This is a genomic window from Streptomyces sp. NPDC044063, from assembly GCF_056434285.1.
This window is the reverse complement of sequence record NZ_JBWKFM010000004.1, coordinates 274,194-294,583: the sequence shown is the minus strand read 5'-3', so window position 1 is coordinate 294,583 and position 20,390 is coordinate 274,194. Positions and strand designations below refer to the sequence as shown.

17 protein-coding genes are annotated in these 20,390 nt (G+C 74.2%); 8 read left to right on the top strand and 9 right to left on the bottom strand.

The window, feature by feature from the left end:
* Positions 1 to 13 precede the first annotated feature (13 nt).
* Positions 14 to 1,204, top strand: coding sequence for an ArsB/NhaD family transporter (locus tag AC07BS_RS08110; protein WP_478643980.1), 1,191 nt, complete (start codon positions 14 to 16; stop codon positions 1,202 to 1,204).
* A gap of 18 nt (positions 1,205 to 1,222) precedes the next feature.
* On the opposite strand, the gene AC07BS_RS08105 is transcribed toward AC07BS_RS08110, so the two are convergent.
* The 5 genes from AC07BS_RS08105 to AC07BS_RS08085 form a co-directional block, all read right to left on the bottom strand.
* On the bottom strand, positions 1,223 to 2,149 hold the full coding sequence (locus AC07BS_RS08105) for an inositol monophosphatase family protein (RefSeq protein WP_478930944.1): 927 nt from the start codon (positions 2,147 to 2,149) through the stop codon (positions 1,223 to 1,225).
* Positions 2,130 to 2,840 carry a hypothetical protein gene (locus tag AC07BS_RS08100; protein WP_478643983.1) on the bottom strand — a complete coding sequence of 237 codons (711 nt, stop codon included), beginning with the start codon at positions 2,838 to 2,840 and terminating at the stop codon, positions 2,130 to 2,132. Before AC07BS_RS08100 ends, AC07BS_RS08105 begins: the two co-directional genes overlap by 20 nt.
* Before the next feature lie 8 nt (positions 2,841 to 2,848).
* Positions 2,849 to 3,811, bottom strand: coding sequence for a hypothetical protein (locus AC07BS_RS08095; protein ID WP_478643985.1), 963 nt, complete (start codon positions 3,809 to 3,811; stop codon positions 2,849 to 2,851).
* Positions 3,812 to 3,962: 151 nt separating this feature from the next.
* On the bottom strand, positions 3,963 to 5,384 hold the full coding sequence (locus AC07BS_RS08090) for an FAD-dependent oxidoreductase (protein WP_478930941.1): 1,422 nt from the start codon (positions 5,382 to 5,384) through the stop codon (positions 3,963 to 3,965).
* Between the two features lie 113 nt (positions 5,385 to 5,497).
* A complete protein-coding gene (locus AC07BS_RS08085) occupies positions 5,498 to 6,562 on the bottom strand; it encodes a questin oxidase family protein (protein ID WP_478930939.1) in 1,065 nt (354 codons plus the stop codon).
* 280 nt (positions 6,563 to 6,842) lie between these two features.
* Between AC07BS_RS08085 and AC07BS_RS08080 the strand changes: the two genes are divergently transcribed.
* Positions 6,843 to 8,066, top strand: coding sequence for a cytochrome P450 (locus AC07BS_RS08080; RefSeq protein WP_478643990.1), 1,224 nt, complete (start codon positions 6,843 to 6,845; stop codon positions 8,064 to 8,066).
* An 81-nt stretch (positions 8,067 to 8,147) separates the two neighbouring features.
* Positions 8,148 to 8,873 carry a VC0807 family protein gene (locus AC07BS_RS08075; protein ID WP_478930936.1) on the top strand — a complete coding sequence of 242 codons (726 nt, stop codon included), beginning with the start codon at positions 8,148 to 8,150 and terminating at the stop codon, positions 8,871 to 8,873.
* Between the two features lie 146 nt (positions 8,874 to 9,019).
* On the opposite strand, the gene iscX is transcribed toward AC07BS_RS08075, so the two are convergent.
* Complete coding sequence (iscX, locus tag AC07BS_RS08070; RefSeq protein ID WP_478643993.1) at positions 9,020 to 9,214, bottom strand: Fe-S cluster assembly protein IscX; 195 nt, start codon at positions 9,212 to 9,214, stop codon at positions 9,020 to 9,022.
* A 117-nt stretch (positions 9,215 to 9,331) separates the two neighbouring features.
* On the opposite strand from iscX, the gene AC07BS_RS08065 reads away from it, so the two are divergent.
* The 5 genes from AC07BS_RS08065 (at position 9,332) to polX (ending at position 17,722) form a co-directional block, all read left to right on the top strand.
* Positions 9,332 to 10,726, top strand: a complete 1,395-nt coding sequence (locus AC07BS_RS08065; RefSeq protein ID WP_478930934.1) for a flavin monoamine oxidase family protein — start codon at positions 9,332 to 9,334, stop codon at positions 10,724 to 10,726.
* Positions 10,727 to 10,757: 31 nt separating this feature from the next.
* A complete protein-coding gene (locus AC07BS_RS08060; protein ID WP_478930932.1) occupies positions 10,758 to 11,507 on the top strand; it encodes an acyltransferase in 750 nt (249 codons plus the stop codon).
* 193 nt (positions 11,508 to 11,700) lie between these two features.
* Positions 11,701 to 15,540 (top strand): nSTAND1 domain-containing NTPase, encoded by a 3,840-nt coding sequence (locus AC07BS_RS08055; RefSeq protein ID WP_478930930.1) that lies wholly within the window; start codon positions 11,701 to 11,703, stop codon positions 15,538 to 15,540.
* A 174-nt stretch (positions 15,541 to 15,714) separates the two neighbouring features.
* Positions 15,715 to 15,942, top strand: coding sequence for a hypothetical protein (locus AC07BS_RS08050; protein ID WP_478644001.1), 228 nt, complete (start codon positions 15,715 to 15,717; stop codon positions 15,940 to 15,942).
* 55 nt (positions 15,943 to 15,997) lie between these two features.
* Positions 15,998 to 17,722: a DNA polymerase/3'-5' exonuclease PolX gene (polX, locus tag AC07BS_RS08045; RefSeq protein WP_478930928.1), complete on the top strand. Its 1,725-nt coding sequence runs from the start codon at positions 15,998 to 16,000 to the stop codon at positions 17,720 to 17,722.
* A 37-nt stretch (positions 17,723 to 17,759) separates the two neighbouring features.
* Here the strand turns inward: polX and AC07BS_RS08040 are convergent, their stop codons facing one another.
* The 3 genes from AC07BS_RS08040 to AC07BS_RS08030 form a co-directional block, all read right to left on the bottom strand.
* Positions 17,760 to 18,287 (bottom strand): GNAT family N-acetyltransferase, encoded by a 528-nt coding sequence (locus AC07BS_RS08040; RefSeq protein WP_478644006.1) that lies wholly within the window; start codon positions 18,285 to 18,287, stop codon positions 17,760 to 17,762.
* A gap of 20 nt (positions 18,288 to 18,307) precedes the next feature.
* Positions 18,308 to 19,876 (bottom strand): asparagine synthase-related protein, encoded by a 1,569-nt coding sequence (locus AC07BS_RS08035; RefSeq protein WP_478644008.1) that lies wholly within the window; start codon positions 19,874 to 19,876, stop codon positions 18,308 to 18,310.
* Positions 19,877 to 19,947: 71 nt separating this feature from the next.
* Positions 19,948 to 20,109, bottom strand: a complete 162-nt coding sequence (locus tag AC07BS_RS08030; protein WP_478644011.1) for a hypothetical protein — start codon at positions 20,107 to 20,109, stop codon at positions 19,948 to 19,950.
* Positions 20,110 to 20,390: the final 281 nt, after the last annotated feature.

The following is a 20,390-nucleotide window of genomic DNA, read 5'->3' as shown; positions in this document are numbered from 1 at the left end:
GATGCTCTTGTCCGTGTGCGCCATACGACGTCTGCATGTGCTGGACCTGCTGGCCGGGGGGGTGCTGACCTGCGGCCTGCTGTGCCTCGCCACGGGGCTGCTGCCGGCCCGCGCGGCGGGGGACGCGATGACCCGCATCGCGCCGCTGCTGGCCTTCCTCGGCACGGTGATCGTGCTGGCCGAGCTCACCAGCCGGGCCGGGGTGTTCGACGTGGTGGCCTCGTGGGTGGCCCGGGCGGGGCGCGGCAGTTACGCGGCGCTGTTCGTGCTGTGCGTGGTCTTCGCCTCCCTCACCACGATCACCCTGAACCTCGACACCACGGCGGTGCTGCTGACACCGGTGATGCTGGCACTGGCGTCCCGGGTGGGCATCGCGGCGGTGCCGCTGGCGATGACGACGGTGTGGCTGGCGAACACCGCGAGCCTGCTGCTGCCGGTGTCCAACCTGACGAACCTGCTGGCCGCGGACCGGGTGGCACTCTCCCCCACGGGCCTGGCGGCCCGTATGTGGGCCCCCCAACTGGCCTCCGTCGTGGTGACCATGGGGTGCCTGTGGCTGTTCTTCTGGCGGCGCGGGGCACGCGGCGCCGACTCCTACGCGCCGCCGGCGCTCCACCGCCCGGACGACCGGGTGCTGTTCCGGGTGTGCGCCGTGGCGTGCGCGGGGTTCCTGCTGGCCATCCTGGTCGACGCGGTACCGCTGTGGGCGGCGTCGGCGGGCGCCGCCGCGATCGCCGTGGGGGCCTTCGCGCTCCGGGCGCGGTCGGTGCTGCGGCCGTCGCTGGTGCCGTGGCGGCTCCTGGTGCTCGTGCCGGGGCTGTTCCTGGTGGTGGAGACGGTCGACGTCAACGGCCTCCACCACCTGCTGGCGACGGCGGTGGGAACGGACGGCGCGCTGCCGGGGATGCTGCGGGCGGCCGCGGTCGGGGGCGGGTTGTCCAACGCGCTCAACAACCTCCCGGTGTACCTGGCCGGGGAGTCGGCGGTGCCGGTGGACAACCACGACCAGTTGCTCGCCCTGCTGATCGGCACCAACGTCGGCCCGGTGGTGACCCCCTGGGCCTCGCTGGCGACGCTGCTGTGGTTCGAGCGCTGTCACGCGCAGGGGGTCGGGGTGTCGCTGCGGCGGTTCATGGCCACCGGCGCGGTCCTCGCGGCCACCGCCCTGCCGGCGGCGGTCGTCGCGCTCGCCCTCACGGGGTGAGGCCGCGCCTCACCCTCGTCACCCCGTGACCAGGGGCGGACGGCCGTTCTCCGCCCGGCGGGTGAGCAGCCCCAGGAGGTAGGGGATGTCCTCGGGGCGCCCGGCGACGAAACTGCGGTCCGTGTCCGGGCCGCTGACGCTGCCGTGGAAGGCGCCGCCGTCCAGCGCCCGGATCTCCAGGCCCGCCTCGGCCGCCAGCAGCGCGCCCGCCGGGAAGTCGATGGCCTCGGCGCGGTAGCCGACGAAACCGTCGATGTCACCGCGGGCGAGCATCGCCCACGCCAGCAGCGGCGCCCACAGCTGCAACAGGCGGCGGCAGCGCGCCTCCAGCGCGTCCTTGAGCGCGCAGGCCACCGGATCACGGCGGCCGACCGCGTGCCCCTGCGTCCAGGCGATCAGCGGCCCGGCGTGCGACAGCGGCCCGCGGGGCCCGGTCAGCCGGCCGCGCGGGCCGTGGGCGCCGCCGCCGGCCGACGCCGTCCACGTCCGGTCCGTCACCGGGTCGTGGACCACCCCGACCACGGGACGCTCGTCGACGCACAGGGCGACGCCCACCACGTAGGCGGGCAGCCCGATGGCGACGTTGTTGCTGCCGTCCAGTGGGTCGACCAGCCAGGTGCGGCGTGTGCCCGGCCCGTCCGCGCCGTACGCGCCCGCCTCCTCGGCGAGGATCCGGTCCCGCGGGTAGTGCTCCCTCAGGCGACGCACCACCAGGCGCTCGGCCAGCAGGTCGAGGTCGGTGACCACGTCGCCGGCGTCGCCCTTGGCCCGGACGCCGTAGTCGTCGTGGAAACGGGAACGCAGCAGCGCCCCGGCCTCGCGGGCGGCGTCCACGGCCACCCGGCGTTCCGCCGCGAAGCGCCGCGCCGCCGGGGCCGGGGCCGGTGCTGTCGCCGGGGCCGGTGCCGGGGACCGCGGGCCGTCGTCATCGGGAAGGGTGTCCATCGATCCTCCTGAGGACGGTGCGCGCCGCGCGGGCGGTCAGCGCGGCGTCGCATGTCTGTCGTACCACCCGGTGGAGGGTGCCATGCAGCGGCCCGAGGCTGAGATCGTGGCGGCCGGGCAGCGAGCGGCCCAGCAGCAGGGTGGCGGCGGACGTGCCCGGCGGCACGACGGTCGCGTGGAAGTGGCCGGCCGGCAGCGTGTAGACCTGGCCGGGCCCGCTGGTCTCCTCGGCCCCGGCCGTATGGACGACCAGCCGCGAGGTCGGCCGGATCTCGTCCACGGCCGAGGCGCCGCTGCGCACTTCGTAGACGCGGTGGGTGGGACGCCCGGACTCGTCGCGCACCCGGACCCGCAGATTGCCGACCTCGCCGTACAGCACGCAGCTGGCCAGGTCCCAGCTGTGCGCGTGCACGGGCGAGGTGGTGGGCCCCGCGGCCGCGGGGCCCGCCTCGGGGCCGAAGACGTGGACGCACACCCCGCGGTCCTCCCGCCGCTCCACCGGCAGACACAGGAATCCCAGCGGGTGACGCACGGCGCGCAGTTCGCGCCGTCCCGAGGCGATCTCCTCCAGGACGGCCGCGGCGGCCCCCAGCAGCGCGTCCGCGCCCCCGGTGCCGTCACGGGCCCTGGTGCCGTCACGGGCACGGGTCATGGCCTCGTCGATCAGTCCGTAGTCCACGGGACGACGCACGGGGGAGTTCACCTCCGGTACGGATTCTCCGCGTGCAGTGCCTTCTCGATGATGTCGCCGACGTCGCGGTCGGTGAAGGACACCGGAAGGGACAGCGCCAGGCCGTCGAAGAGCCGCAGGACCTCGTCGACCGTGGGCTCCTCGCTCAGCGGGACGGTGCGGCTGAGATCGAGCGTGAGGGCCTGCTCGCGGCTCTGGTGGAGCTCGGTGACGTAGTAGTCGTACAGCGGACGGTCACGCTCCACGAGGAGGTTGACGCGCTGCGGATCATCCTGGGTGATGATCAGACAGGACGACGACAGATCGAACCGCAGGGTCGGCACGACCGACGAGAGGTAGACGTCGATCTCCAGGGTGTCCAGCCGCTGCCGGTACCAGCAGGCGGCCAGCACGGTGGCGAAGGACTCCTTGCGCGTGCGCTCGGCGGTCCAGGCCTCGGCGGGGACGGCGTGGAGGCGGTGCGCGAAGGTCTGCCGGAAGCGCGCGTAGGCGGCGCAGGCCTGCTCGTCGGCCGGGTTGACGATGTCGATCTTCATGGTGAGGGAGCGGCGCTGGCGCTGGGCCTCCCTGACGCACACCGGCAGCGTCACCGCGCGCAGATACGTGCCCGTGCCGCCCTTGAAGACCCACCGGTCCGTGTTCAGGCGCGCCCGGTCCAGGGCGTTCTCCAGTTCGGCGCCGGAGAGCGAGCGGACCATGGTGAGGTCCTCCAGGGCGTGCCGGGTGCCGCTCATCGCCTCGCGGATGTCGGTCGTCCGGCGGCGTCGCTCGGTCAGTGTGCCGAACACCAGCGCGGCCAGGACGAGGAGGATCGCGCCCGAGGTGACATTGGCGTCGATCTTCTGGTCGAGGACGTCCAGCGTGCCGATGATCAGGGCGGCGGCCAGCGCCACCACGCCGTCGAGGTTTCTGAGCGTCCAGGCGACGGCCTGTTCGATCCCGCGTCCCACTCCCGCCGCTCTGCGCGCCATCGGCCCACGACCTCCCCCGGTTACGGCAATCGTAGGAGGGGTGACTGGCCGAAAGCCAGGCTGTGCGTCAGCCGTTGACGGTCCCCGGGTCGGCGGCCGGCCACGCGCGACCGGCCGCCGGGCCCCGGGGCCCGTCCACCGCCGCCGCCCGTCAGGCCTGGACCTCCGGTGTCATCGGCGGCTCCGGCGGGGTCCACGGCGTCGGCCCGAACAGCACCGCGCGCAGCACGGACGGGGCGAACAGCGCGGTGGCCGGCTCGGACAGGGACAGCACCCGCCGGAAGACCCGGTCGACCCTGGGGTCACCGGTGGCGCGCACCTGCGCCCGCCGCAGGTACCAGTCGCCGGGCTTGTCCACGAGGCGCGGACGCAGGGCGTTGCCGGTGGCGCCCGGCATGTTCTTGTCCGCGCCCGCCGAGATCTCCCACGCCTGCCGGGCCGCCTCGAACAGGGTCTTCTGCACGCGCAGGGTCGTGGGCACCCGGCGCCGGTCGGCCAGCACGTCGCGCAGCGCGACGGCGCCGATCGCGGCCACCGACATGCCCTGACCGTAAACGGGGTTGAAGGAGCACAGGGCCTCGCCGGTGGCCAGGAAGCCGGCCGGGCGGCGGCCGGGCCGGTCGTAGCGGCGCCGGATGTTGGCGGTCTTCCGGAAGCCGTGGATGGGCGTGTCCGGTTCCGCCTTCTGCAGCCAGTCGTACAGGATCGGGTGCGGCAGGCGGGAGGCGAACTCGACGAACCCCTCCTCGTCGGTGGGCGGTTCGGCCCCGCGCAGCCCGGAGAGGATCACCGACCAGCGGCCGTTCTCCAGCGGCATCAGGATGCCGCCCTCCAGCTGATCGGGGTTCGGGATGATGTAGACACCGCGGAACGTGGGCTCCTCGTCCCGGCCCGAGGAACGGAAGAAGCGCGTGGCGTACGCCAGACCCGTCTCCAGCACCTCCTCGTGCGGCGGTTCGGCGCCCAGGTCCGTCAGCCACGCCGGCGCCCGCGACGAGCGCCCGGAGGCGTCCACCACGAGATCGGCCGGCAGCTCACGGACCGCCGCCCGGTCACCGGCACTCCCCCGCTCGCGCAGCCGCACACCGCGCACCCGGGTCGCGCTGCCCAACAGGCCGGTGACCTCCGCGCCCTCGACGACGGCGATCCGCGGTCCGGCCAGCACCCGGCGGCGCACCAGCCAGTCGGACAGGGGTCGCGACCCGGAGAGAATCTGGGTGATCGGCGCCGTTCTGCGGTACCAGCGCCCCGCCTGCCACTGCACCATGTCGCGGGGCCCCCACACGGTCGGCGCGCCGTGCTCCCGCATCTCGGCGAGGATGCCCGGCAGCAACGACTCCAGCGCCTCCTGCCCGCTCTCCAGCATCACGTGCGTGTGCCGGTCCTGCGGCACACCGGCACGGTTCCCGGGCCCCTCGGGGAAGCGGTCGCGCTCCACGAGCGTCACCGCGTCGGCGTGCGCGCTCAGCACATGCGCCACCAGCAGCCCCGCCAGGCCACCCCCGATCACCACGGCACGCCGCGCCACCCGCGCCGGCACCACCGCGTCCCCCGCGCCCACTGCGTCCTCCATACCCACCCCATCCGGTCGGCCGGCCCCAACTAGCCTTTGTGGCAACGTTACCGGGGACTCGCCGGGGGCGCCCCGCCGGACGCGGGAACCGTCGTGGCGGGGCGTGCGCGGGGTCAGTGATCCGGCTCGACCAGCCGGATCGCGTTGAGCACGGCCGCGAGGGCGCGGTCGTCGCCGTCCTGAGAGGTCGCGGCCACGTCGAGCGCGGTGTCGGCGAACTTGATGACGTGCGCGTCGCCGTGGGCCGCGGCGCGGGCGAAGACCTCCTCGGGGGTGAGGGAGGAGGCGTCGGGCGCCGGGAGCGGTTCGTCGGCCGCGTAGATCGTGGTGATCGCGGCGGTCGCGGCCCAGGCGGCCGCGAGCGACGGGCCCCACTGCTCGTGCGGGAGCGCGGGGAGCACGCGCAGTACGGCGTTGGGGGCGGTGGCGGCGTGGACGAGCATGACGCCCTGGCCGTGCCCGTGGGTGCCGTAGGTCAGGGTGGCGGCGCGGACGAGCGCGGCGAGCTGTTCCCGTACGGCCTCGGGGGTTTCGGGCACGCGCAGCGAGGAGGCCGTCCCGAGCCAGCCGGGGGTGTCCGGCAGCTGGTCGTAGCCGCGCTGGGGGACCAGGTTCCGCTCCGCGACGCGGGGGAGCGCGGCGAGGGCCTCGGCGGGCGTCGCGCGGCCGGAGGGCGTGACGGCCACCGGCAGGAGGAGGTGCCGGGCGGCCCAGTAGCCCAGCGCGATCGCCAGTTCGCTCAGCCGGGTGGCGTCCTCGCCGTCGTCCAGCAGGGCGCGGACGGCGTGGCCGACGCGGATCGCGGGGTGGGTCGCGGCGCCGGCGATGCCGGGCAGCAGGCGGGGCCACCACTCGGCGAGGACGTCGCGCCAGGGCCGTTCGGCGATGAGCCGGGAGAAGTGGCCCGTCCAGTCGGTGATCCGCTTCGGGTCGCCCAGCGCCTCGCGCCAGTCGGCGTCGCCGATCGGCGACAGCGCGGGGGGTAACTCCTCCAGCCGCGTCTCGTAGGCGTCGAGCCAGCGGTGGACGTCCGGGGCGTGGCCGTGGCGGACCAGCGCCTCGACCGCCATGGGGCCGTGGTTGCTCAGATACCCCTCGAACTCGGGACCGGCCCGGTGCAGCCGCCGCAGGGCCTCGTCGAGGGTGCCGTCGTCATGAGTGTCGGGTGTCGTGGTCATGTCCCGAGGCTAGGTCGCGGCCGCGCGGCGCGTAACGGTCCAGGGCCCTACGCCGCGGGTCGTGGTCCCCGGGTCCTGGTCCGGAGGGACCAGCCGCCGCCCGGAGGTGTCCGCTCACACCTGCGGGTGTATTCGGCTCACTCCGTGACAGGCTGGGGCACAAGGGGAATACCCCTCTTGTACGGGCCTGTCCGCCGCGCGGCCCGGATCCGGTTCCGGCAGGGGCCGGGCGGCAGGAACCGGCCGGTCCGGGAGCGGCCGCCGGAGGCAGGGAGCGCGCATGACCGAGGAAGCCTGTCCCGTCCGGCGGCCCGGGGACGTGGTGCACGACTGGCCCGTGGACCACCTGCCCGCCCTGGAGTTCGACCCGCTCCTGCACCGCCTGCTGCGCGAGGAGCCGGTGGCCCGCGTCCGGATGCGGTTCGGGGAGGGGGACGCCTGGCTGGTCACCCGGTACGAGGACGTCAAGACCGTCGCCGCCGACCCGGGCATGAGCCGCGCCCTCACCGTCGACCGGCCGGTCACCAGCATGACCCCGCACGTGGTGGCGCCCGCCGGGGGCATCGGCCGCACCGACCCGCCGGACCACACCCGGCTGCGCCGCCTGGTCGCCCAGACCTTCGGCCGCAAACGGGTGGAGGCCCTGCGCCCCCGCGCCCGCGAGCTCGCCGAGCGGATGACCGACCGGATGCTGGCGGACGGCCCGCCCGTCGACCTGACGGAGCGTCTCACCGGCCCGCTGCCCGCCCAGCTGATCGGCGACCTGCTCGGCGTGCCGTCCCACGACATCGACCGGCTCCAGGCCTGGCGCGGCGTCATCCTCTCCAGCAGTCACTCCCAGCAGGAGAGCGACGCGGTCAAGCGCGAGATCGCCGACTACTTCCGGGGCATGGCCCGGCACCGCGCGGAGCACCCCGGGGACGACCTCTTCAGCGCCCTGGTGGCCGAGCAGGCCCAGGGCGGGCTCAGCGTGCCGGAGCTGATCTCGCTCGCCGTGATGCTGGTGCTCAACGGCATGGACGCCGTCCGCAACCAGGTGTCCAACATGGTGTACGCGCTGCTGACCCACCCCGAGCAGCTGGCCCGGCTGCGCGCCGAGCCCGAGCTGCTGCCGGGGGCGATCGAGGAGCTGCTGCGCTTCATCCCGCACCGCAACGGCGTCGGCCTGCCGCGCATCGCCACCGCCGACCTGGAGGTCGGCGGGGTCACCCTCCGCGACGGCGACGTGGTCTACGTCTCGTACCTGGCGGCCAACCGGGACGCCGAGGTCTTCAGCGCGCCCGACCGGCTCGACCTCGCCCGGGACGAGGCACCCAACCTCTCCTTCGGGCACGGCGCCCACTACTGCGTCGGCGCCCTGCTCACCCGGATGGAGGCCGACGTCATGCTCTCCACGCTGCTGGAACGCTTCCCCGGCCTGCGACTGGCGGGCGGGCGGGAGGAGATGAGGTGGCGGCAGGGCTCGATCAACCGGGGGCCGGAGGAACTCTGGGTCACGTGGTGACCCCATATGGAATTGCCGTGGCCATGATCATCCCCTTAAGGTCCCCCTTCGTCTGATTCTGATCTTGTCAAGGGGGATCCGTTGTCCGTTCAACCGTCCGCGCCGGCACGGCGCATAGGGGCGACCACCGTGATCGGGTGGGTCGTCTCCATCGTCTTCAACATCGTGCTTCCGATCGTCACCTACAACGAGCTGGTCGACCGGGACTGGAGCGAGTTCTCCGCCCTCGCGGTCTCCGGCCTGTGGCCGGTCGCGGACGTGATCGTCTATCTGGTCTGGAAGCGCCGGATCGACGAGTTCGCCATCCTCACCATGATCTTCATGGCGCTCACCCTCGCCGTCACCGGCGTCGGCCCCCACTCCGCCCGCCTGCTGCTGGTCAAGGACTCGGCCGTCACCGGCCTGTTCGGCGTGGTCTGCCTGATCAGCCTCGCCACCCAGCGGCCCCTGATGTTCTACCTGGGCCGCAAGTTCGGCACCGACGGCACCGCGCAGGGCCTCGCCAAATGGAACGCCATGTGGGACCTGCCGGGCTTCCGGCGCACGATGAAGACCATCACCGCCGTATGGGGCGGTGGCTACGTCGTCGAGGCGCTCGCCCGCGTCGCCCTGTCCTACGTCCTGTCCACGTCCGGCATGGTCACCGTCAACTCGGTCCTCTCCTACGGCATGCCCGCCGTCCTGATCGCCTGGACCATCAATTACTCCAAGCGTGCCCGCGCCCGCGGACTCGCCGCCTCCGCGGCCGCGGCGGAAGCGGCCGCCGCCGCGGAGGGGGCCGCGTCCACGGCGCCCACGGCCGCGTAGCACCGCCCGCGCACGACGGGAACGACAGCGCCCGGCACCCCGGCGGAACGGCATGGTCCGTCCACCGGGGTGCCGGGCGCCCCGCGTCGTGGCGCCGCCCACCCGGCTCTCGGGCGGGCGGCGTTCACCCGGCTCTCAGGCGCCGCTCATCTGGCTCTGTCGCTCCAGGCGAGCTGGATCGACTCCAGGATGCGGGCGTTGCACAGCGTCGGATCGTCCGTGAAGCCGCTGAGCGCGGCCACCCGGTCGCGGACCTCCGTGGGTTTGACGGAGAGGGGCTTGGTACCGGGGTGCTTCGCGGCGAGGTCCGCCGCGATCTGTTCGATGTCAGTCCATCGCATGGCCCGAGTGTGTCCGAACGGGCGTGCACGGTCCAGGGTGCCGTCAACGGCACCGCGGGGCCGCCGGTCGTGCCGCCCGGTCCCGGCGCCCACCGCCGGGCGGTGTGTAATGGGCGCATGCCCGTACAACTCCCGCCCTCCCCGGACGATCCGGCCGTTCCCCCGCGTCCCACCGGCACCAGGACCCTCGTCGTGGGCGCCGGCACGGCCGGGCTCACCGCGGCCCGCGACCTCCACCGCGCCGGACACACCGTCACCGTCCTGGAGGCCCGCGACCGTACGGGCGGCCGCCTGTGGAGCGAGGACTGGGAGGGGCTGCGCGTCGACCTGGGCGCGTCCTGGATCCACGGCGTCGACGGCAACCCGGTCACCGCCCTCGCCGCCGAGGCCGGTGCCCCCACCGTCGTCTACGACGTCGGCACCCTCGACCACGACTACGACAGCCCCGGCGGCGTCGTCCGCCACGCCGCCGACGGGCGCCGCCTCACCCGTGCCGAGGCGCGGGAGCGGGAGGCCGACGAGGAGGCCGCGGCCGAGGCGTTGCGGGCGCGCGCCGAGCACGCCGACCCCCGCCTCTCCACCGCCGACGGGCTGCGCGCGGTGCTGGCCGCCGGAGACCTGGACCCCGCGCGGGCGCGACGGGTGTTCGAGGCGCGGACCCGCATGGTCGAGGACGACTGGGCCGCCGGCGTCGAGGAGCTGTCGCTGTCCCTGATGTTCACCGGCGAGGACTTCCCCGGCCCCGAGGTCGTCCTCCCGAAGGGGTACGCCCGACTGACCGACCACCTCGCCGAGGGGCTCGACGTCCGCCTCGGCCACCGGGTCACCCAGGTCGAGCACGACGGCCCCGGCGTCCGGGTCCACACCGGTGACCACGGCGTCCTGACCGCCGACCGGGTCCTGCTGACCCTGCCCCTCGGAGTCCTCAAGGCCGGCACCGTCGGCTTCACCCCCGCCCTCCCCGGGCCCAAGCGGGACGCCGTCGAACGACTGGGCATGGGGGTCTACGACAAGCTCTTCCTCCGCTTCCCGGATGTCTTCTGGGACGACTGCGACCTGATCCGCCAGGAGGACACCCCGCACGGCGCCTTCGCCAACTGGTTCAACCTCCGGCGGGTGTACGGCGCCCCCGTCCTGGCCGCCCTCCACGGCGGCCCCGCCGCTCGTCGCCTGGAGGCCCTCGACGACACGGCCCTCGTCCGTGAGGCACTGGCGTCCCTGCGCGGCCTGTACGGCGACGCGGTGCCCGACCCCGTCGCCCACCGCCGCACCCGCTGGGGAACCGACCCCTACGCGCTGGGCTCCTACTCCTTCCCCGCCGCCGGCACCCGGGGCGGGGACTGGGCGGCGCTCGCCGAGCCCGTCGGCGAGCGCCTCTACTTCGCGGGCGAGGCGACCGTCCGCGACCACAGCAGCACCGTCCACGGCGCCCTGATCTCCGGCCGGCTGGCGGCCCGCCGCATCCTCGCGGACGCCGCGCGTGGGGCGAAGATCACAGGTCAGGGCGGGTAGCGGCACGGGACCCGCTGAGTACGGTGTCCGGGTGCCGACTCAGCAGAACCTGTTCTCGTCCCTCGCCTCCTGGCGGCGCCGTGCCGTCTCCCGGGCCGTGCACCGCGGCACGCGCTGGGTCCGGGAGGCCGGAGCCGTGAGCGCCGAGCGCCCCGGCCCGTACCGCTTCCGCGCCCTGGGCACCGGCACCCGGCTGGCGTTCCCGCAGGGCACGATCTTCGGCGAGCAGTGGATCGAACTGGGTGATCACTGCATCATCGGGCAGGGTGTCACCCTCACCGCCGGCATGATGCCCGACCTCGACCTCGGGCAGGACACCGTCGTACGGCTGGGCAACGGTGTGGTCCTCGGCCGCGGCAGCCACGTCGTCGCCGAGGCGCCGCTGACCATCGGCGACGACTGCTTCTTCGGCCCCGGTGTGTACGTGACCACCACCAACCACAGCTACGACGACCCCCACGTGCCCATCGGCAAGCAGTGGCCCCGCCAGGCCCCCGTGGAGATCGGCCCCGGCAGCTGGATCGGCACCGCCGCGGTCGTCCTCCCGGGCGCCCGCCTGGGCCGCAACGTCGTCGTCGCGGCCGGCGCCGTGGTCCGCGGCGAGGTTCCCGACCACGCCGTGGTCGCCGGCGCCCCGGCCCGGATCGTCCGCACCTGGGACAGCGAGGCCGGCTGGCAGCCGCCCCTGCGCACCCCCGCTCCGGCCCCGGTCCCGGAGGGCCTGACGGCCGAGCAGCTCAAGGGCCTGGCCGACCTGGAGGCGGCGCTCGAACAGGAGTGACCTCCGCCGGTCCGCTCGGCTTCGCCGGACCGCTGCCCCTGCCGGTCCGCCGTCACCTCCCGCCCCCGCCGGTCACCCGAAGGACCGGATTTGCCGGTGGCACCTCCCGGGGCGGCCGTGCGCGGGCACGCCGAGGGACAGACTGCGACGGGACTGGATAAATCGGGATCGTTCGCACAGAAGGGCCTCCGGCATGCCCCCACGCGGAGACGACAGCGACAACGGCGGCGGCGCGGCCGCTCCACCCGTCGAGCCCGGTGAGCACCTGCGCCGCCTGCGGCAGGAGCGCGGGCTGTCGCTGGCCGACCTCTCCCAGAAGGTGCACTACACCAAGAGCTATCTCAGCCGGGTCGAGACCGGCAAGAAGCTCATGACCGCGGCGGTCGCCCGCAGCTGCGAGGAGGCCCTGGAGGCGGGCGACGAGCTGACCCGGCTGGTGGACCGGGCGGCGGCGGGCCGGCGCGGGACGCCACTGGAGGTGTGCCCGTACCGGGGCCTCGCCGCCTTCGGGGCCGACGACGCCGACTGGTTCTTCGGGCGCGAGCGGGCCACGGCGGCCCTGGTGCGGCTGCTCACCGAGCGGCTGGACGGCTCCGGGCCCGTCGCCGTGGTGGCCGCCTCGGGCACCGGCAAGTCGTCGCTGCTCCAGGCCGGCCTGGTGCCCGAGCTGCGCCGGGGCGTCCTGCCCGTACGCGGGTCGAGCCGCTGGCCCGTGGTCACCCTCCAGCCGGGCGAGCACCCGCTGGAGGAGCTCACCTCCAGCGTGGTGGCCGCCACCGGCGGCGACTCGGACCGGCTGCGGCGGGCGCTGGCGGACACGGGCCCGGCCGGCTTCGCCCGGGCCGTACGGGAGGCGCTCGACGCCGTCCGGGGCCCGGCTCGCGATCCCCTGCGGCTGGTGCTGGTCGCCGACCAGTTCGAGGAGGTGTTCACCCTCTGCCCGGACCCCGGCGAGCGGGCGGATTTCGTCCGCGCCGTGCACGCGCTGGCCACCGGCCCCGCCCCCGGCCCCGGCGGTCCGGCGTCGGCGGCGCTGGTGGTGCTCGGGCTGCGCGCCGACTTCTACGGTCGCTGCCTCGCCTTCCCCGAGCTGGCCGGGGCCCTGCGGGACGGCCAACTGCCCCTCGAACCCCTGCGGGCCGGGGAACTGCGCGACGCCGTGGTGCGGCCCGCCCTCGCCGTGGGCCTCGCGCCGGAGCCGGGGCTGGTGGAGATCGTCCTGCGCGACCTGGGCGCCGAGGGCGGCGGGGACGGGCGGGAGCGGGGGCATGAGCCGGGCGCCCTGCCCCTGCTGTCCCACGCGCTGCTGGCCACCTGGCAGCGGCGCCGGGACCGCACCCTGACGGTGGAGGGCTACCAGCAGGCCGGAGGCATCGCGGGCGCGGTCGCGGCGACGGCGGAACGGGTCTGGGCCCGGCTGCCCCCGGACCGTCAGGAGGCCGCCCGGTCCGCGCTGCTGCGGCTGGTACGGGTCGACGCGGACGGCCGGGCCGCGCGCCGCAGGGTCCCCCGCGAGCTGCTGGACCCCGGGGCCGTGGAGGAGTTCACCCGGGCGCGGCTGCTCACCGTCGACGCGGACCGGATCGCCCTGGCGCACGACACCGTGCCGCACGCGTGGCCCCGGCTGCGCGAGTGGATCGAGGACCACGCGGCCCTGCTGCACGACCGGCAGCGGCTCGGCGCCGCCGCCGAGCAGTGGGACGCGGAGGGGCGTGACCCCGCGCTGCTGCCGCGCGGCGAACGGCTCGCCGCCGCCCGCGAACTGGCCGCCCACCCCGTCACCACCCCCACCCGCGTCGAACAGGCCTACCTCGACGCCGCCGTCGCGCACGCCGCCGCCGAACGGGAGACCGAACGCCGCCGCACCCGGCGGCTGCAGCGGCTGCTGGCCTGCCTGGCCGTCCTGCTGGTGCTGACGCTGACCGGCGGCGCGGTGGCGGTGCACCAGGGCCTGCGCGCCATGGCCGAGCGCGCCGCGGCCCGCTCGGACGAACTGGCCTTCCGGGCCGCGTCCCTGAGCACCTCCCGGCCCGAGGTGTCGATGCTGCTGGCGACCGCCGCCTGGGGCCGGGCGCACACCCCGGCCGCCGCCAGCGCCGTGCTCAGCTCCCAGGCGCAGCCGTACGCGGGCCGCCTGACGGGGCACCACGGCGCCGTCCTGGCCGTGGCCTGGCAGCCGGGCGGGCGGCGTGCCGGCCGGCTCCTGTCGGCCGGCGCCGACGGGACCGTACGGGCCTGGGACCCGGTCGCCGGCCGGGCGGGCCGTGTCGTCGCGAGCGGTCGTCCCGCCGTGAACGCGCTGGCCGCGGCGCGCGAGGGCGGCCTGACCGCGTGGGGCGACGACACGGGCACGGTGACGGCGTGGGACGCCGGCACCGGCCGGCGGGTGCCGGTGGCGGCCGGCGCCGGGCACCGCGGGCCCGTACGGGCCGTGGCGCTGTCCGGCGACGGCCGGCTGCTGGTGACGGCTGGCCGGGACGGCACGGTCCGCCTCTCCCGCCCCGGCGACCGCGCCGCGGGCGCCACGGTCAGCTGGCCGGGGCTGGGGCCGCTGTCCGCCGTGGCCGTCACCGCCGACGGCACCCGGGCGGCCGCGGCCGGGCTGGACGGCCGGGTGTGGCTGTACGACGTGCGGACCCGGCACGGCAGGGTGATCGGCGACCGCGACCACGGGCAGATCCGGTCCCTGGCCTTCTCGCCCGACGGCCGCCGCCTGGCCACCGGCGAATGGCACGACGCCGTCGGCCTGTGGAACACCGCGACCGGGCAGCGGGAGGCGTCCCTCGACGGCGCCCAGGACTCCGTGTTCGCCGTCGCGTTCTCCCCGGACGGCACCCGGCTGGCCGCCGCCAGCCAGGACGACACCGCCGCCGTCTGGGACGTCGCCGGGCGCCGCCGCGTCGCCGTGCTGGCCAGCCACCTCGGCCCGGTGCACGGCGTCGCGTTCTCGCCCGACGGCCGGACGCTGGCCACGGCCGGGGAGGACGGCACCGTCCGGCTGTGGTCCCCGCAGACCTCGGTGAGCACCCCACCGCCCGGGACGGCCTGGCTGGACGCGGCCCTCAGCCCCGACCGGTCGCTGCTGGCGGCCGCCGGACGCGACGGCACGGTACGCCTGTGGCGCACGCGGGAGCCGGGGCACCGCGTGCTCCGTACGCTGCGGGTCGCGCCGAAGGCCGTACGGGCCGTGGCGTTCAGCCACGACGGCGCGCTGCTCGCGGCCGGCGACGAGCGGGGCGACGTCACGCTCTGGCGCACGGACGCCCTCCGGGGCGCGGACGACGGCGCGAGCCGGCCGGTGCGTGCCTGGCGGGCCCACGGCCGTGCCGTCACCTCCCTCGCCTTCCGGCCCGGCGACGCGGACACCCTCGCCACCGGCGGCGAGGACCACACCGCCAAGGTGTGGCGCACCACCGGCACCTCCGCGTCGGCGCCGCGCCCGGACCGCGTCCTGACCGGCCACGACGACGCCGTCTACCGGGTCCTCTTCCTCGACGGCGGCACGCTCGCCACCGGCAGCCTGGACAACACCGCCCGGATCTGGCGGGTGTCCGACGGCCGCGAGCTGCACCGGCTGACCGGCCACGCCGACACCGTCCTGGGCCTGGCCGTGAGCCCGTCCGGAGTCCTGGCCACCGCCAGCCGCGACTACACCGTCCGGCTCTGGGACCCGCGCGACGGGCGGAGCCTGCGCACGCTGGCCGGTCACACGGGGCCGGTCGCCTCGGTCGCCTTCAGCCCCACCGGCGACCGGCTGGTGACCGCCGGCCGGGACGGCACCGTACGCGTGTGGGACGCGCGCGAGGGGCGCCTGCTGCTCACCCTGACCGGGCACACCGACCGGGTGCGGGCCGCCGCCTTCCTGGCCGGGGACGGACCGGTGGTGTCCGCCTCGGAGGACGGGTCGGTGCGCTGGTGGAGCCTCGATGTCCCGGGCGTCCTGGCCGCCACCTGCCGGGCGGTCGGCCGGATCGACGGTCCGGCCTGGGGCCGGCTCCTGCCCGACGTGCCCTACGGACCCGGCTGCCCCTGACCGAAACCCGCAGCTCGGGAGGGGTTTCCCGGTACTCGGTGACTCTGGGCAACGGGTAACCCCTGTGCTCGTGCCCCCTCACCTACCGAAACTCGGGGTGTCGGACAAAGCGGCACGTACCGCCGCGGAGCCGTAGTCAGCCGCAGAGCCGTAGTCACCCGAAGGAGCCCGGACATGCAGCACAGCCCGTACATGGCCCCCGTCCCCCTCCCGCCCGCCGCCCCGTACCCGCCCGCGGCCCTGTCCCCGGAGGACCGCGACGAGGTCTACGCCTTCACCGTCACCATGGCCGCCTGTCTCGCCCTCGCCCTGGCCGGCCGCGCCTCCCCGGTCCCGCTCACCGACTACGCCGCGGCACTGACGGGCGTCTACGCCGCCTGGCACAACCGGCCGCGGAAGTGACGGCGGTGCGCGGGGCCGCCGTGCACGGCCCCGCGCCGGATGGCAGGCTGGATCCATGGCCCGGCCCAACGAGGAGGTCGAGGCGCTGCTGCGGGAGTACGCCGACCTGATCGCGATCACGGGCGGCGACGCCTTCAAGGCACGCGCCTACGAGAAGGCCGCCCGTGCCGTCGGCGGATATCCCGAGGACGTCTCCACGCTCGACGTGAAAAGCCTGCGCGACATTCCCAACGTGGGGAAGTCGATCGCGGAGAAGGTCGTGGAATTCCTGCGGACCGGCCACGTCTCGGACGTCGAGGACGTACGGGCGTCCGTACCGGCCGGGGTCCGGGAGCTCATCACCATTCCCACGCTCGGCCCGAAGAAGGCCATGACCCTCTACGAGGAACTGCGCGTCTCCTCCGTCGAGGAACTCCTCGACGCGATCCACGAGGAACGGCTGCGCGACCTCAAGGGATTCGGACAGAAGACCGAGGAGAACATCCTCCACGGCATCGCGCTCATGCAGAAGGCCGGCGGGCGCATCCTCCTCCACAGCGCCATGGACGTCGCCGAGCAGGTCGTCGCCGAGCTGTCCCGGGTGGAGGGCTGCGAGGGGTGCGCGTACGCCGGATCGCTGCGGCGCATGCGGGAGACCATCGGCGACATCGACATCCTGGTCGCCGCCGAGCGGTCGGCGGAGTTCATGGAGGCCATCAGCGGCCTGGCGTACACCGCCGAGGTCATCGCCCACGGCGAGAAGAAGACCTCGATCCGCACCACGAAAGGCCTTCAAGTGGACCTCCGGGTCCTGCCACCGGACTCCTGGGGCGCCGGCCTCCTGTATTTCACGGGCTCGAAGGCGCACAACATCCGGGTGCGCGAGATCGCCGTACGGCAGAAGCTCAAGCTGTCGGAGTACGGCCTCTTCCACGCCAAGAGCGGCAGGAAAGTGGTCTCCCGGACCGAGGAGGAGATCTACGCGAAGCTGGGCCTCCCGTGGATTCCGCCCACGCTGCGCGAGGACAGGGGCGAGATCGCCGCCGGGCTGCGCGACGAACTCCCCGACCTGGTCGAGGAGAGCGACATCCGGGGAGATCTGCACACCCATACGGACCTCACCGACGGGCTCGCCTCCCTGGAGGACATGGTCGCGGCGGCCGCGCGGCGCGGATACTCCTATTACGCGATCACCGACCACGCCCCGAATCTGTACATGCAGCGCATGACCGACGCCAAGATGCTCGCCCAGCGCGAGAAGGTGCGGGAACTGGACGGCAAACACGGCAGGATGCGGCTGCTGCACGGCACGGAGCTCAACATCGGGCCGGAGGGAGAAGTGGACTGGCCCGACGCATTCCTCGCCGGATTCGACCTGTGCGTGGCCTCGGTCCACTCCCACTTCAACCAGAGCCGCGAGGAGCTGACCCGGCGCCTCGTACGTGCCTGCGAGAACCCGCATGTGGCCGTCATCGGCCACCCGACGACCCGGATGCTCGGCAAACGCCCCGGCATCGACGCCGACTTCGACGCGGTCTTCGAGGCGTGCGCGCGCACGGGCACGGCACTGGAGATCAACGCCCACCCCGAACGCCTGGACCTGGGCGACGAGGACATCCTGCGCGCGAAACGGTACGGCGTGAAGTTCGCGGTGAACACGGACGCGCACGCCACGACGCACCTGCCGTACATGCGCTACGGCGTGGGCACGGCCCAGCGTGGCTGGCTGACGAAGGACGACGTCATCAACACGTGGCCGCTGCAGAAGCTGCGCCGCTTTCTGCGGCCAGGGGGCCGCTGAATCAGCGGTCCCCCTTCCTCGGCCTTACGACCCCGCCTTACAGCGCGCGAAGCCTCTCGGCCAGATCGGTGACGGGCTCGGCCCGGCGGGCCATGAGGTAGACGCGCGTGTGCGTGCGCTGAACATCGTGGACGAGTTCGAAGCCCTGGGTCGCGTTGTAGGTGACCAGCCCGGGGAAGTTGCAGCCGCGCCGAACCCAGGTCCTTCCCTCAGCGGCGGCTCGGTCCACGGCCCACAGGGCCATCATGGTTCCGGGCTTGCGGTGGCGGTACGCGGGGTCGGTGACGCTGGAGTAGAGGTAGTGCGCGGGCTCAGCCAGCTCTTCGTCCGTCCAGCCCCACGGCGGAGTCCGGTCCTGCACGGTGATGAACCCGATGATCCGGCCGGCATCGTCGTCGGCGAGAAGCCAGACATCGCCGTCGGGGTTCTCGGCCTGCCCGGCGAGGTCGGCGGCACTCTCCCGCCAGCTGGGCAGGCCCCGGTCCTCCAGCCAGGCCGAACGGGCGAGGATCATGGTTTCGACAGCGGGGATGTCGTCGGCCGTGGCCGGGCGCATGGCGAACATGTCTCTCCTGTTTCGTGGCGTCATGAGAGAAAGGCTTGGGCGGCGAAGTGCAGGTCCAGCACTTCGAGAAGCTGGGCGTCGCCATCTTCCCGGTACGGCCCCTCGGACAGCCGGCGAACGGCCTTACGCAGTCCGTCCGGGTCCACCACCTGTTCCTCGAAGAGGGGCGAGCCGTCGTGGAGCATGCGGGCGAAGAGGGGTCGGGCGTGGGTGGTGAGCGTGTGCTGGACGACCTCGGCGAAGGACTCGCGCTCACGGGACTCGGTGACATCCGGGCTCAGCCCGAGCGCGGCGAGTCGCCGACGCTGGAGTTGCTTGAGTTCGCGCCAGTGCATCGGCAGCCACTCGCCGAGCTGGACCATGCCGGGGTCGGCGAAGGGGTGGACGGGCCAGATACCGGCTCGCATCAGCACGGGCGCCGTGGTCTCCAGGGACAGCAGCGTCATGCTGTTGACGGCGGCGGGCGGGGCGATGTTGTCGTCCGCGTACTCCAGCGCGGCCCGCGCCCGAGGCCCGATCCACGGCAGTTCGTCGCTGATCTCGCCCATGGACTTGTGCGGGTACTCGTCCTGGGACAAGGCCACCATTTCGTCGCCGCCCAGACCCGTGACGACCACGCGTGCCCCGTGCTCGGCCAGGGTCTGGGTCAAGCGGGTGAAGGGACGGTGCAAGGGCTCCTCGTACGGGCTGACGCGCTCGCCCCGCACCCGGACGCACTCCGGGTTGAGCGGGGCGTGTTCCATCGCGTCGACCAGGTGGTCCGGCTCGGCGAAGGGGAGCGTTTTCAGGATCTCGGCGCGCCGCCGAATCTGGTGGGCGCGTCCGGGGCCTGCGATGAGGAGGGCGGCGGTCGAGAACCGGCCGGGGTGGCGCTCGGCGAGGCGGGTTCCGACGGTGCCGGAGTCGAAGCCCCCGGTGAGGTGCAGCACGGTGTCGGCCTCATCCAGCGGGCGCAAATCCAGGGCGTCGTCCATGGCGCCGACGAAGGCTGCGAGAACATCGGCGTCGGGGGTGAGTTCGCGGGGGCCGCTGTGCAGAACGGGTTCGGGATAGTGCAGGTGCAGGTGGCCTCCGTAGATGGCGGTCGTGCGCTCGGTGACGCGGTGGATGCCACGGAAGGCCGTCTCCGTGCTGTAGCGCGGCCGGTAGATGAGCAGGCGCGCGACCTCGCGGGGCGAGAGGGCGGCGGCGTGGTCGGCGAGGTCGGCCATGTCCCACGAGCCGTAGAGGCTCGCGGTGTCGCTCGCGACGTAGAGCGGTGCGATTCCTCCCGGGCCCGCCGTCACCCGGCACGGCAGGCCCGGGGTCGTCTCGATCAGAACGTAGTCGGTGGGCCACTGCTGGGCCATCTCGGCCGCCTTGTCGAAGTCGCCCGGGGTGACGTCGACGGGGTCGGGCTGGGCCGGCGGGCGGCCTGCGACCCGTTCACGCACGACGATGAGTGTGCGGGTGCCGTCGGTCACGGCGGCCTGTTCCACCAGCGGGTGGTCGAACGGGGCGATCTCGCTCGTACCGTCGGTCGTCGCGTACCGGCGTCCGTCCCACGTCCATGTCGTGCTTGCGTACGGGGTGAGGCGCAACTTGATCACGGGTGCTCTCCCTTCGAAGGCCCGAGGGGCGCGGCGAGCCGGCCCCTCGGGTGGTGGAGACGATCTGTGGATCAGGTGGCGGTGGTGTCGTACGTCTTCGCGCCGTCGGAGGAACCCGCAGTCTTCTTGTACTCGTGGGTCTCCGCCGGCGTCTGGACCCGGCGGTGTGCCTTGGTGGTGAACAGCCTCTCGAAACTTCGCGCGCGCCTGAGCGGCGGGGTGAACTCGTGCACGGTCTCACTCCTGGTGCTCTTCCAACGCGGGGTCCGTCCCCGTGTGGTGGTGCTCTTGCGGACCCGCCCCGGCGGAATGGACCTCAACCAATAGCCGGGGCGGGAGTCGAAGGGGCAGTTCCTCACGGATCGTGAGGGTGCCGGTGGTGGTGCTCGTGCGGCCGGTAGGCGGTTCAACGCGGCGGGCTGCGATACCGAGCGCGGCACCGGCGAGTGCCCGGTAGTCCGTGAAGGCTCGGACCCCGCAGCGGCAGCGCATGACGCCGCTTTCGGCGATGCGA

What these genes read in the sequence shown, in the direction of transcription:
- AC07BS_RS08105 (WP_478930944.1), bottom strand. Translation starts at nt 2,149, where the DNA reads ATGGACACCCTTCCCGATGACGACGGCCCGCGGTCCCCGGCACCGGCC.
- AC07BS_RS08095 (WP_478643985.1), bottom strand. Translation starts at nt 3,811, where the DNA reads ATGGCGCGCAGAGCGGCGGGAGTGGGACGCGGGATCGAACAGGCCGTC.
- AC07BS_RS08090 (WP_478930941.1), bottom strand. Translation starts at nt 5,384, where the DNA reads ATGGAGGACGCAGTGGGCGCGGGGGACGCGGTGGTGCCGGCGCGGGTG.
- AC07BS_RS08085 (WP_478930939.1), bottom strand. Translation starts at nt 6,562, where the DNA reads ATGACCACGACACCCGACACTCATGACGACGGCACCCTCGACGAGGCC.
- AC07BS_RS08080 (WP_478643990.1), top strand. Translation starts at nt 6,843, where the DNA reads ATGACCGAGGAAGCCTGTCCCGTCCGGCGGCCCGGGGACGTGGTGCAC.
- iscX (WP_478643993.1), bottom strand. Translation starts at nt 9,214, where the DNA reads ATGCGATGGACTGACATCGAACAGATCGCGGCGGACCTCGCCGCGAAG.
- AC07BS_RS08065 (WP_478930934.1), top strand. Translation starts at nt 9,332, where the DNA reads ATGCCCGTACAACTCCCGCCCTCCCCGGACGATCCGGCCGTTCCCCCG.
- AC07BS_RS08055 (WP_478930930.1), top strand. Translation starts at nt 11,701, where the DNA reads ATGCCCCCACGCGGAGACGACAGCGACAACGGCGGCGGCGCGGCCGCT.
- AC07BS_RS08050 (WP_478644001.1), top strand. Translation starts at nt 15,715, where the DNA reads ATGCAGCACAGCCCGTACATGGCCCCCGTCCCCCTCCCGCCCGCCGCC.
- polX (WP_478930928.1), top strand. Translation starts at nt 15,998, where the DNA reads ATGGCCCGGCCCAACGAGGAGGTCGAGGCGCTGCTGCGGGAGTACGCC.
- AC07BS_RS08040 (WP_478644006.1), bottom strand. Translation starts at nt 18,287, where the DNA reads ATGTTCGCCATGCGCCCGGCCACGGCCGACGACATCCCCGCTGTCGAA.